Origin of the sequence: Archangium gephyra (genome assembly GCF_042230915.1) — a bacterium.
Lineage (GTDB): Bacteria > Myxococcota > Myxococcia > Myxococcales > Myxococcaceae > Archangium > Archangium gephyra_B.
On the sequence record NZ_CP102578.1, the window covers coordinates 3,062,999 to 3,074,787 of the forward strand.

Annotated in this window: 10 protein-coding genes; 4 read left to right on the forward strand and 6 right to left on the reverse strand. The window is 67.3% G+C overall.

The genetic code is table 11. From position 1 onward, the window contains the following. Positions 1 to 215: 215 nt before the first annotated feature. Complete coding sequence (locus NR798_RS12320; protein WP_375771653.1) at positions 216 to 1,109, reverse strand: phosphatase PAP2 family protein; 894 nt, start codon at positions 1,107 to 1,109, stop codon at positions 216 to 218. Continuing rightward, the gene (locus tag NR798_RS12325; RefSeq protein WP_375771654.1) at positions 1,106 to 1,555 is read right to left on the reverse strand and encodes a hypothetical protein; all 450 of its coding nucleotides are present in this window, start codon (positions 1,553 to 1,555) and stop codon (positions 1,106 to 1,108) included. The genes NR798_RS12320 and NR798_RS12325 overlap by 4 nt, the downstream gene beginning before the upstream one ends. A 224-nt stretch (positions 1,556 to 1,779) precedes the next feature. On the opposite strand from NR798_RS12325, the gene NR798_RS12330 reads away from it, so the two are divergent. Then, positions 1,780 to 3,411, forward strand: a complete 1,632-nt coding sequence (locus tag NR798_RS12330) for a R3H domain-containing nucleic acid-binding protein (RefSeq protein WP_375771655.1) — start codon at positions 1,780 to 1,782, stop codon at positions 3,409 to 3,411. Positions 3,412 to 3,417: 6 nt separating this feature from the next. Here the strand turns inward: NR798_RS12330 and NR798_RS12335 are convergent, their stop codons facing one another. The 4 genes from NR798_RS12335 to NR798_RS12350 form a co-directional block, all read right to left on the reverse strand. Continuing rightward, the gene (locus NR798_RS12335; protein WP_375771656.1) at positions 3,418 to 3,975 is read right to left on the reverse strand and encodes a BON domain-containing protein; all 558 of its coding nucleotides are present in this window, start codon (positions 3,973 to 3,975) and stop codon (positions 3,418 to 3,420) included. 39 nt (positions 3,976 to 4,014) lie between these two features. Continuing rightward, positions 4,015 to 5,004 carry a BON domain-containing protein gene (locus NR798_RS12340; RefSeq protein WP_375771657.1) on the reverse strand — a complete coding sequence of 330 codons (990 nt, stop codon included), beginning with the start codon at positions 5,002 to 5,004 and terminating at the stop codon, positions 4,015 to 4,017. An 85-nt stretch (positions 5,005 to 5,089) separates the two neighbouring features. Further along, a complete protein-coding gene (locus tag NR798_RS12345; protein ID WP_375771658.1) occupies positions 5,090 to 5,410 on the reverse strand; it encodes a hypothetical protein in 321 nt (106 codons plus the stop codon). Then, a complete protein-coding gene (locus NR798_RS12350) occupies positions 5,407 to 7,710 on the reverse strand; it encodes a nitric-oxide reductase large subunit (RefSeq protein ID WP_375771659.1) in 2,304 nt (767 codons plus the stop codon). The genes NR798_RS12345 and NR798_RS12350 overlap by 4 nt, the downstream gene beginning before the upstream one ends. An 898-nt stretch (positions 7,711 to 8,608) precedes the next feature. Between NR798_RS12350 and NR798_RS12355 the strand changes: the two genes are divergently transcribed. The 3 genes from NR798_RS12355 (at position 8,609) to NR798_RS12365 (ending at position 11,759) form a co-directional block, all read left to right on the forward strand. Next, a complete protein-coding gene (locus NR798_RS12355) occupies positions 8,609 to 9,391 on the forward strand; it encodes a TIR domain-containing protein (RefSeq protein ID WP_375771660.1) in 783 nt (260 codons plus the stop codon). Positions 9,392 to 9,608: 217 nt separating this feature from the next. Next, complete coding sequence (locus NR798_RS12360) at positions 9,609 to 9,830, forward strand: hypothetical protein (protein WP_375771661.1); 222 nt, start codon at positions 9,609 to 9,611, stop codon at positions 9,828 to 9,830. A 288-nt stretch (positions 9,831 to 10,118) separates the two neighbouring features. After that, positions 10,119 to 11,759, forward strand: coding sequence for an AMP-binding protein (locus tag NR798_RS12365; protein WP_375771662.1), 1,641 nt, complete (start codon positions 10,119 to 10,121; stop codon positions 11,757 to 11,759). Positions 11,760 to 11,789 lie beyond the last annotated feature (30 nt).

Here is an 11,789-nt window from a genome sequence, read left to right on the forward strand (position 1 = left end):
GATGCTTTCTTCTATACTCTTTCTTGGCGGCACTGCTCCTGCTGGGTCGAGCGAACGCCATGCGAGTTCGAACAACACGCGGCCAACAGGTCCATTTCCTGGGTCAGGACGTGTCAGCGACCAAGGCAAGTAGCGAGTGGAAGGTCCAGGGAGTTGGTGGGCGAAGTCGCGGGGGAGTGGTTTCCGGCTCTCCCCAAGATGCGTAAGTGTAGCGTTCATGCGTCTCTGACTATGTCCAGCGATTTTGTGGACACTCCACCAGCATGGGCCCGGGGCCACAGCAACGCGCCCCACAGCATCGCCAGGAAGTAGAGCAACCCCTGCACGGGCGGCGGCGTGCCGAGGTGCGCGGGCACCAGCAGCGCGAGGAGCACGGCTGGCCCGAGCGCCCACTCGGGGAATCGCCGGGCACCCGGCAGGGGGACGGTTGTGTCTCCCCGAAGCTTCGAGTCCAGCAACATGCCGAAGACGAGGCCCGCGGCGAAGCCGAGCACCTGCCAGGCCCGCCTGTCTCCTCCGAAGAGGAACACCCCGGAGGCCATGGTGGCCACCATGCCGAGCCCGAAGGACGCGAAGAACCGGAAGGGGCGCCGCTCACCCCAGCGCCGCAGCGCGGGCCACAGGCGTGTATAGGCGCCGAGCAGCAGGAGCCCGATGAGCAGGCCGGCCAGCACGTCGCCCAGGTAGTGCGCCCCCAGGTAGAGGCGCGCGAGCATCACCAGCGGCACCACCAGCCAGGGCACCGCCCGGGGGAGCCACCCCCGGAGCGCGAGCCACCCGAAGAGCGCCACGGAGGTCACCGTGTGCCCGCTGGGGAACGAGGACACGGCGGGGTCATCGCGCACCACGATGCCCGCTTCCCGCGGGCGCGGCAGGCCCACCAGTTCCCACAGCGCCAGGTCCACCAGGCCCGTGAGCATGAACAGGCCGGCGACGGACAGTGCCGCCACGCGCCCGGCCCTCCAGCGCACCAGCGCGAAGAGGACGAGCGCGCACGCCGTGTCCCCCAGCAGCGAGAGCCCCCGCGCCAGCAACGTCCACCCGGGCGCGTCCCCGAGCCACGACTGGAGGGCGATGAGGGGGCGCGGTCCCCAGAGGAAGTCGATCACGTGCCCTGGATGTCCTCGGTGTCCATGGACTGCGTCCGCATGGGCTCCTCACCCGCCACATGGCTCTCGAGCTCCATGCGCAGATCCTTCATGAAGGACTCCTGGTCCCGGGCGTCCATGGCGCCGAGAATCCGGGGGGCGATCATCCGCATCACCCCGAGCTGCGCCTGGAAGGGAAGCTGGAAGAGCTGCTCGACGAGCGCCGTCACCGTGTCCGCGGTGGCGGGCGTCCAGGTGCCTTCGCCGCTCAAGTGCCGCTTCATCGTGCCGGGCTGGCCGTCTCCGAAGCCGTGCACCACCGTTCCCGGCATGTGCGTCTCCAGTTGTTGCTGCGGCATCTCCATCGCGGCCGCATCGCGGATGCTCATCTGCCCCTTCGTCTTGCCGGGGGGCGTGGTGTTGTTGGTGATGATCTGCGTGTCGGGGTCCTTGTCGTACCGGGCCATGGGGTCGCTCCTCGGGCGGGGGGCTGGGAGGCGGGGAGCCTCCGCGTGATGCCCCCTTCCGCTGAGCTATGCAGGACATGGGGAAGCACCCAGTCACGAGGGAGCGGCGCTTCCCTCGAATGCCCGCTAGCATCGGGTGCTCCGCTGCCCCTCGGCCGCCAGACCACGTGCAACCCGACTCGGAAGGATTCACCTTTAGACACGTTATGAGTCCAAGCGACGCCATGGCCGTTCCTGATGACGACTTCCAGCTCCTCATGGGGGTGCTGCCCGAGCCGCTGCAGGCCGCGGTCCGGGAGCTGCCCCCGGGGGAAGTGCTCGAGGTGGTGATGGACCTCGGCCGCCCGCCCGAGGCCCGGCTGACCAGCCGGGTGGCGCGCCTCTCGGAGAAGCCCATCTCCCGCGAGGACCTGGCCCATGTGCTCTCGCAGGTGGGCACGGTGAGCGAGGACAACCGCGCCGGCATCGAGCGCACCCTCCACCGCGTGTCCGCCATCCGCAACCGGCAGGGCAAGGTGGTGGGCCTCACGCTGCGCGTGGGCCGCGCCATCTTCGGCACCATCGACATGCTCAAGGATCTCATCGCCTCGGGCCTGAACATCCTGCTGCTGGGCCGGCCCGGCGTGGGCAAGACGACCAAGCTGCGCGAGGTGGCGCGCGTGCTCGCCGACGACCTCGGCAAGCGCGTCATGGTGGTGGACACCTCCAACGAGATTGGCGGCGATGGCGACATTCCCCACCCGGGCATCGGCGGCGCGCGCCGCATGCAGGTGTCGCGGCCGGACCGCCAGCATGACGTGATGATCGAGGCGGTGGAGAACCACATGCCCGAGGCCATCATCGTCGACGAGATCGGCACCTCGGCCGAGGCCTCCGCGGCCCGCACCATCGCCGAGCGCGGCGTGCAGCTCGTGGCCACGGCTCATGGCAACACGCTGGAGAACCTGGTGCTCAACCCCACGCTGTCGGACCTCGTCGGCGGCGTGCACACCGTCACGCTCAGCGACGAGGAGGCGCGGCGGCGCCACACGCAGAAGACGATCAACGAGCGCCGCGCGCCGCCCACCTTCGACGTGGTGGTGGAGATGGTGAGCCGCGACGAGGTGCTGGTGCACCGCGACACCGCCCAGTCGGTGGACCGGCTGCTGGCGGGGGAGAACGTGGGCGGCGAGCGGCGCCAGCTCGTCGAGGGCGAGGTGGAGGTGAAGGAGGAGCCGCAGTCGGTGGCCCCGCTGCCGGTCCGCACCTCGGAGGCTCCGGCTTCCCGGGCGGCGGCCCCGCGCCGCGGCGGTGGCGGTGGCGGTGGCGCTCAGCCTGGCCTGCGCCAGGGCACCACGCGCATCTACGCCCACGCGGCGAGCCGTGACCTGCTCGAGCGGGTGCTGCGCGAGCTGGGCCCGGACGCGCGGGTGGTGGGACGGCTGGAGAACGCGGACGTCGTCCTCACGCTGCGCTCGCGCGCCAATGATCCGAAGCTGCGGAAGGTCGCGGAGAAGACGGGGGCGCGCGTGCTGGCCATCAAGCGCAACAGCTCGTCGGAGATGCGGCGGGTGTTGCGCGACGTCTTCCTCATCGCCGAGGGCGTGGACGAGGACCTGGTGCGCGAGGCGGTGGCGGAGGCCGAGCACGCCATCCAGCGCGTGCTCAGCGAGAGCGTGGTGGTGCCCCTGGCCCCGCGGCCGCCCCGGCTGCGCAAGCTGCAGCACCGGCTCGTCTCGCGCTACCACCTGGAGACGGTGAGCCACGGCAGCGAGCCCCAGCGTCACCTCATCATCTACCCGCTGGGCGCGCTGGTGGACATCCCGCGCGACCAGCAGGAGATGGAAGGCGAGGAGGGCGTGGAGGGCCTGGCCTGAGGACCCTCAGCCGCCCATGTGCGGCTGCTCGTCCCGCGGCTCCCGTGGCTCCCGCGGCTGCTCGTCAGGGGGCCTGCCCTCCATGGGCCGCACGTGCACGCGGTTGTGCACGTCGTGCACCCCGCGCACGTTGATGGCGAGGTCCTCGATGGCGCGCTTCTGCCAGCGCTCCTCCACCGTGCCGCTCAGGGTCACCTCGCCGTTGCTGACGGTGACCTCCACGTCGCCCACGTCCACGGGGCCCTCCATGAGCCGCTCGCAGACGTCCTCGCGGATGCGGTCATCGGCGCGCTGGTAGCCGCGCGGCGGACGCACCGGGCCCCGCCGGGCCTCCATCCGGTCCAGCTTCGCGTCGTAGCTGCCGGGGCGGTAGCCGCGCTCGTAGGCATCCATCCCCCCGTAGCCCCCCTGGTTGTAGCCGCGCTCGGGGCCGAACGAGCCGTAGCCCGGACGGCCTGGCTCTCCGCGCTGCGTTCCGTAGTCCTGCACCGGGCGCTCCATCCGCCGCGCGCGCACGGGGAAGCGTTGCTCCTGGCCTTGGCTGTCGTTGTCTCGCTGTGCCATGTGGACTCCTCTCCTGTCAGCTGTTGTGAGGCACCGCCCTCACGAGTGCAGCGTCCGGCCCTGCTGGTCTCCCGTGTCCCGCCGCGAGTCCTCCTCGCGCTGCTGCTGGCGGGCGACGCGGAGCTCGTTGCTGACGTCCTTCACGCCAAGCACCTCTTCGGCCAGGTCCTCGATGGCGCGCTTCTCGTCCCGGCTCTTCACGGTGCCGGAGAGGGTGACCTCGCCCTTCTCCACGCGGACGGTGACGTCGTCGGCATCCATCCAGCTCTGCATCAGCCGGTCGCAGATGTCCTCGCGGATGCGGTCATCCGAGCGTTGGTAGTCGCGCGGCCCGCGGCCCTGGCGGCGCGGCAACTCGGGGGACCGCTCGTCGTACGGGTAGGCGCCCTGCATGCCGCCGCGGCCCGCGCCGTGGCCCATGTCCCGGTCCATGTCGCGCGTGGGGCTGGTGGCGTAGCCGGTGCGCGGCCGCTGCTCGATGAACGAGGCCTGCACGCGCGGAGGCCGGTAGTCGTCATCGCCGTAGCCCCGGGTGCCGTAGCCCCGCTCCCAGCGGTCCGTGTCGTAGGGCTGGGTGCGCTGGGCGCCCGGTGCGCCGTAGCGGTCGAAGTCTCCCCGCACCCGCTCGCGCGTCATCTCGCTCCAGAAGCCCTCGCCGAACTCCTCTCCGGGCCCACCCGCCCGGCGCACACCCGGCATGCCCCGCATCAGCCCGCCGCGGTGGTACTCCTCGCGGCTGTCCTGGTCGAAGCGGCCCCGGTCCTCGTCACCGCCGTACTCGTAGCCCCGGCCGTAGCGGCCCATGTCCTGGTCGCCAGAACCGCTTCCCCGCATGCCTCCGCCACCACCCCGGCTGGAGCGGCCGCGGCGGCCCTCGTCACGGCCACGGCCCGGACCCCGGTCCTCGCCGCTGTAGCCGCGCACGCGCTCCAGGTCGCGACCGCGCTCCGTGACGTCTCGCCGGTTGCCGCGCTCCGGGTCCTGGCCCCGGCCCTGCCACTCCACGTCCGACCGCCGCCTGTCCGCCATCGCCGCCTCCTTGGGGAATGGATCGCCCAGAGGGTCGTACTGGCTCGCACCTCCGGCAAGGGGGCGTCCGGAGCAGGCAGCCCGGCTATCCCTCCCCGCTGGACGAGGCGTCCGCCCACCACTCGACCCAGGTGCGCCGGGCCACCCAGGCCACCGTCAGCGACACCCCGCCGAGCAGCCCCAATTCCAGCCCCTCGGGGTGACGTACCGCGCAGGCGCCGACGAGCAGTCCGGACAGCAACACCAGCAGCGTGGACAGTCCATGGTGGAAGCGGGCGACGTCCGTGCGCGGCCACGAGTCGTCTTCCGCACGCGCCTTGCGTCCCATGGCCATCATTCCCCGCGCCACGGCCAGCAGGAAGAGCGCGTAACCGCAGGCCCATAGCACCTCGGCGTGGACGTTCATGGTTGTCCCTCCGCCGGCCCGGCCGTGCCTTCCACCTGGGTGAAGAGCGGGGCGGTCTCCTGCCCCGGGCGCTCCACGTGCGGCACGCGGTGGCGCACGCCCCGCCAGCACAGCAGCAGCAGGGGCAGCACGCCGCCGAGGATGAAGAGGGCATCACCGGGCAGCCGCATCCACTCGAGCAGCTCCACGCGCTCGCTGGTGAGGAAGTCGAGCTGGCGCGCCTCGTGGTAGCCGTGGCTGACGGACTCGTACAGCTGCAGCACGCCCAGCGGGAAGAGGGTGGCGAACACCATCCACGCCAGCCCGAGGTTGAGGGACCAGAAGCTGAGCTTCGCCGCCCGCTCGGACCAGCGCTCCTCGGGAATGAGGTAACGCAGCGCGAAGAGCGCCAGCGCCACGGCCAGCATGCCGTAGACGCCCATCATCGCCGCGTGGCCATGGTTGGAGGTGAGCGCGGTGCCAATCTCGTAGTACGAGACGATGGGCAGGTTGATGAGGAAGCCGAAGACACCGGCGCCCAGGAAGTTCCAGAAGCCCACCGACACCAGGAAGAGGATGGCCCAGCGGTGGGGGAAGGGCGCGTTGGACCTGGCCTCCTGCTCGCGGCCTAGCCGCAGGAAGCTCCACGCCTCCACGGTGAGGAAGGTGAGGGGGATGACCTCGGCGGCGGAGAAGAAGGCGCCCAGGGCCATGTGCTCCACCGGGGTGCCGGAGAAGTACAGGTGGTGCATGGTGCCGATGACGCCGCCGGCCGAGTACAGGATGACGTCCAGGTAGATGACGCGCAGGGCCACGCGCTCGGACACCACGCCCAGCAGCACGAAGATGTAGGCCACCATGAGGGTGGTGAAGAGCTCGAGGAAGTCCTCCACCCAGAGGTGCACCACCCAGAAGCGCCAGAACTCGGTGAGGGTGAAGTGCGAGCCGGGCCGGGCCAGCAGGCCCACGGCGTAGAAGGCGGGAATGGCCAGCGCCGAGTAGAAGAAGAGCCAGGGCATGTTGGCGGCGCTCTCGGTGCGCAGCCGGCGCCGCAGCACGCGGAAGAGCAGCACCACCCAGAAGAGCAGCCCCACCGACAGCAGCACCTGCCAGAAGCGCCCGAGGTCCAGGTACTCGAAGCCCTGGTTGCCGAACCACACGCTGGTGGTCCATCCGTGGATGCCGGCGAGCTCCCCCGCCATGCTCCCGAACACCACCACCGCGAGCGCGCCGAGCAGTGCGTAGGCGAGCCAGTGCTGCCCGCGCGGCTCGTGGCCGGCCACCAGGGGCGCCAGGAAGATGCCGGCGGCCAGGTAGGAGGTGGCCACCCAGAGAAGGGCGAGCTGCACGTGCCAGGTGCGCGCGAGGTTGAAGGGGAGGAGGGTGGCCAGGTTGAAGCCGAAGAAGCTGGCCAGCTCGGCGCGGTAGTGCTGCGTGGCCCCCCCCAGCAGCGCCTGCGCCAGGAAGAGCACCGCCATCACCAGGAAGAACCACGCGCACGCGCGCTGGGACGGGGTGAGCGTCACCTCGCTGGGACGGCGGAAGGACACCGTCCGCTGCTCGTGGCCGTGCCAGCCGAGGAAGTTCCACCGGCCGAAGGCGGCCATCAGCAGGCCGATGCCGCCCAGCAGCGCGATGAGCGAGAGCACGCTCCACACCACCATGGCGCCCGTGGGGCCGTTGCCCACCCGCGGCTCCGGGGGCCAGTTGTTGGTGTACGTGTAGTCCTTGCCCGGCCGCAGCGTGGAGGCCGTCCACGCCGTCCAGGCGAAGAAGGCGGTGAGCCGCCGGGTGTCGGCCGGGTCCGTGATGGCGCCCGGCCGCAGCCCCATCGCGGTGGTCGGCTGGGAGAAGGCGGCATGGTAGTGCTTCGTCAGCGCCTCGAAGGCGCCGGCCTGCTCCGCCGTGAGGACGAGCGTGCCGGTGGCCGGGTCGTACCGGTTCTCCTTGAAGTCCCTCACCGTGCGCGCCGCCGCCGCCGCATCCTCCTGCCCGCCGAGCCGCTCGCGCACGAAGAGGGCCGCGCGGCGCAGGTAGTCCGCAGTGTAGTCCGGCCCCAGGTAGGCCCCGTGGCCGAACACCGAGCCGTACTGCATCAGCCCGTTGCGCAGGAAGACCTCCTGCCCGGCCAGGATGTCCTCCCCGGTGAAGAGCAGTCCGCCGTCCGGGGTGACGGTCCGCTGGGGAATGGGCGCGCTGTCCGTATGCGCGCGGTACGCGAGCAGCCCCAGGACGAAGAAGCCGAAGAGCATCACCAGGGCGGCGGCCTGCACCCAACCCCTGGAGAGGAGGAATTCGCGTCGTCGCGGCTCGGCGTTCATCCGCACTCCTTCGTGTGCCTCGGGTCTGGGGTGACGTGGTCCCGGATTGACGCGGCGCGGGCAAGGAGCAACGCGCAAAAGTTGCGCGGCGCATCCACTGCTCAACGGGCCTGACGTGGAGTGTGTTGGGAGGTGAATGGCGACACAGTCGAGGAACACCATCGCCACTAACGGCACGGCGATGCATCCGACTGCAGCAGGAGTCAGCTTAGGTGTCGATACGCAGTCCAGATGGGAGGTGGGTAGCTCTCATGGACAACAGCGGCTTGCGTGTAAGCAACGAGGTTCAAGCCAATCCTGCCAACATTCCAATGCAAGCTGGCGAATACTGATGGCAAGTGGCTGAAATTACGATGGTTTCTTGGGTCTTTAGAATCGCTTAGGCTGCCCCTGGACATGTTGTTGCCCGATGAACAGCTTGGATTTGGAGCTTGGAGGAGCAGCCATGAAATCGGGACAAAGAAGAGCCAGTAAGCAAGTAAGCTCAAGAGAGGCCAAGAAAGCAAGCGCTGGACCTCCCGCCCGTGTGTATGTGTCTCAGAACGATATTCCCTCCTGTTCATTGGAACAGGCACTTCGTATTGCTAGAGCCATCGCGGATGACTATGCGCTGCAGCCGGCATCACCACTTCGCGTAGCTAGTGCTCTTGGTGTTCAGCCCGATTCTGGATCTTTCAGGCAGATATGTGGAGCTGCGATCGCTTATGGCCTGACCAAAGGGGGGGCCTACTCTCAAGAGATCAGCCTTGAGCAACTTGGCCAACGGATCGTTCGTCCTCTGGATGAGGCCGATGGGCTGAGTGCTCGGCGTGAGGCACTCCTTCGCCCGCGTGTCATCGGCGACTTTCTGCGAAAGTACGATCGTTCGAAGCTCCCTCGCGAGGAGATTGCCAAGAACGTGCTCCATGACATGGGTGTTCCGTTGGAGCGAACAGCAAAGACCTTTGAGCTGATAGTAGAGGGAGCTAGGGCTACTGGGTTGATTCAGCAGATAAATGGGACCCCCTACATTGAGCTCGCTGGTGTTGAAGCACAGCCTCAGAAAACTGCGATTGACACACAGCCACCTCCACCTGCGCAGCCTGCTCCGTCTGCTGAGCCTGCTGGGGTGCTTCCCAAGTCTGACGCTGCGGATGTCCGGCCTATTGCTCCTATCGGGCCCGAAGCGAACGGCGAGCACTTGAGGAACAGCCAGCACCTGAGCAGGAAGCGCCGCGTCTTTATCGCACACGGGAAGAATAGGGCATTTATTGAACCCCTCAAAAAGCTTCTCGGTTTTGGTGAGCTGGAAGCGGTTGTGGCTACTGAACGAGAAACGGTTTCAGTTCCTGTGCCCGACAAGGTCATGAATGATATGAGGAACTGTGGAGCAGCAATCATTCATGTTGAAGATGAAGTGAGACACAAGGATGCCGAAGGTGTTGAGCGCGTTGAGCTGAATCCAAATGTGCTCATAGAGATCGGAGTGGCCAGAGCGCTCTACGATTATCGGTTCATCCTTCTGGTGAAGTCAGGGATTGAGCTTCCCTCGAATCTGCAGGGCCTGTATCAAGTGCGCTACGTGGGTGAGCGTCTGGATGGTGATGTCACTCTCAAGCTCATGCAGGCCATACTAGACATTAAAAATCATCCTCTTCCAAGGGTTGATGGAGCCTCGCAGGAGAATGGAGCTGGGGAGTAGTCCATGTGTGTGTTCTGGATTTTGATGCAGATCAGTTGAGGCTTTGGAATTTCTAGCGGATGGAGGCCATGGGTTCACGTGGATACAGAGCAATGAGGCAACCTTCCTACCCAGTCTATGGCATCACCGCCGTCTGCGACGGTGATAGCAAGGACCGCATAGTGGAAGTTGAGGCGCATGCATCAGTTCCAGTGCGCCAAATGGTCCAGATGCACTGGTGAGCGAAGTGTTGAGGCTGAACCGAGACGAAGAGGTTTTTTGGATCGAGATGGGCACTACCTTCTACGCCTTCACCATGCAGGGGAATGTGGCGACCCGCGGCGCAAAAGTTGAACTCATCAAGATCGGAGAAGAGAATTCTCTGCGCGCTACACCCAACAAGATCAGTGGAGATAATCTCGGAAGTCTGCCGACCTACACCTGCATGACGCAATCGTAGTGGGCGAGAGGAGGGAGTGTCTTATCTCATATTGTTGTTGGCGTTTGGCGGTGAGCCACTCCTTCATTTTCGCCATGCTTCTTGGTCGCTTGGTCGGTCGAAGGGGACCACGAGGTGGGATAAACCACAGGCTAGAGTTTCTGCTGGCCTGCGGAGGCGGACGAAGTACTACGCGGGCGCGGATGGGAAGTGATTGCCCGTTACTCTCCTCCTAAAACTCAGCGCCCGGGCCTGGACTAGCGCATGGGGGCTTGCACGAGCCACGGGGGCGCGGGAAGGATCCGCGCCATGTCCTCTCCTTCCTACGTCCATGGAACCAGCACCACCCCGCTGCTCGGGGAGACCATTGGCCAGAACCTGCGCCGGACCGTCGAGCGCTGTGGCGATCGCGAGGCGCTCGTCGTCCTCTCGCAGGGCTACCGCGCCACGTGGCGTCAGTTCTGGGACGAGACGACGAAGGTGGCCCTGGGCCTGCTGGCCTTCGGCGTGGAGAAGGGGGACCGGGTGGGCCTCTGGTCTCCCAACCGCTTCGAGTGGGTGGTGTCCCAGTACGCCGCGGCCCGCATCGGCGCCATCCTGGTGAACCTCAACCCCGCCTACAAGACGGCGGAGCTGGAGTACGCGCTCAACCAGTCCGGCACCAGCGTGCTGCTGCTCTCACGCGGCTTCCGCCAGACGGACTACCGCAAGATGCTGGAGGAGGTGCGCCCGCGCTGCCCCCACCTGCGCGTCTCCCTGGTGCTGGACGACGACTGGAAGCTGCTGCTCGACAATGGCACCCGCGTGAGCGAGCGCACGCTCACGGACCGCGAGGCCACGCTCCAGTTCGATGATCCCATCAACATCCAGTACACGTCCGGCACCACGGGCTTTCCCAAGGGCGCCACGCTCACCCACCACAACGTCCTCAACAACGGCTTCTTCGTGGGCGAGGCGCTGCGGCTCGGGACGGAGGACCGCGTCTGCATCCCCGTGCCCTTCTACCATTGCTTCGGCATGGTGATGGGCAACCTGGCCTGCACCTCCCACGGCTCCACCATGGTGGTTCCGGGCGAGGCGTTCGAGCCGCTCGCGGTGCTGCAGGCGGTGGGCGCCGAGCGCTGCACCGCGCTCTACGGCGTGCCCACCATGTTCATCGCCGAGCTGGATCATCCGCGCTTCGGCGAGTTCGACTTCTCCTCGCTGCGCACCGGCATCATGGCCGGCTCGCCGTGCCCCATCGAGGTGATGAAGAACGTGCAGTCACGCATGAACATGCGCGAGGTCACCATCTGCTACGGCATGACGGAGACCTCGCCCGTGTCCACGCAGAGCTCGCTGGATGATCCGCTGGACAAGCGCGTGGGCACCGTGGGCCGCGTACACCCGCACGTGGAGGTGAAGATCATCGACGCGGCCACCGGCGCGGTGGTGCCCCGGGGCACGTCCGGCGAGCTGTGCACGCGCGGCTACAGCGTGATGCTCGGCTACTGGAACAACCCCGAGGCCACCCGCACCTCCATCGACGCGGCCGGGTGGATGCACACCGGCGATCTCGCCACCATGGACGAGGGCGGCTACGTGAAGATCGTCGGCCGCATCAAGGACATGATCATCCGCGGCGGCGAGAACGTGTACCCGCGGGAGATTGAAGAGTTCCTCCACACTCACCCCGCCGTCAGCGAGGCCCAGGTGATCGGCGTGCCCAGCGAGAAGTACGGCGAGGAGGTGATGGCCTGGGTGAAGCCCAAGCCCGGCGCCACCCTCACCCAGGAGGAGCTGGTCCGCTTCTGCACCGGCCGCATCTCCACCTTCAAGATTCCCCGCTTCTGGAAGTTCGTGGACGAGTTCCCGATGACGGTGACTGGAAAAATCCAGAAATTCCGGATGCGGGAAGTGGCGGTGGCGGAGCTGGGGCTGCAGTCGGCCGCGGCGATCCGCACGGCGTGATCCCGAATGCGGGATTTTTAGGTTCTAATC

Coding starts and splice junctions, on each gene's coding strand:
- NR798_RS12325 (WP_375771654.1), bottom strand. CDS start 1,555: ATGGCCCGGTACGACAAGGACCCCGACACGCAGATCATCACCAACAAC.
- NR798_RS12330 (WP_375771655.1), top strand. CDS start 1,780: ATGGCCGTTCCTGATGACGACTTCCAGCTCCTCATGGGGGTGCTGCCC.
- NR798_RS12335 (WP_375771656.1), bottom strand. CDS start 3,975: ATGGCACAGCGAGACAACGACAGCCAAGGCCAGGAGCAACGCTTCCCC.
- NR798_RS12340 (WP_375771657.1), bottom strand. CDS start 5,004: ATGGCGGACAGGCGGCGGTCGGACGTGGAGTGGCAGGGCCGGGGCCAG.
- NR798_RS12345 (WP_375771658.1), bottom strand. CDS start 5,410: ATGAACGTCCACGCCGAGGTGCTATGGGCCTGCGGTTACGCGCTCTTC.
- NR798_RS12350 (WP_375771659.1), bottom strand. CDS start 7,710: ATGAACGCCGAGCCGCGACGACGCGAATTCCTCCTCTCCAGGGGTTGG.
- NR798_RS12365 (WP_375771662.1), top strand. CDS start 10,119: ATGTCCTCTCCTTCCTACGTCCATGGAACCAGCACCACCCCGCTGCTC.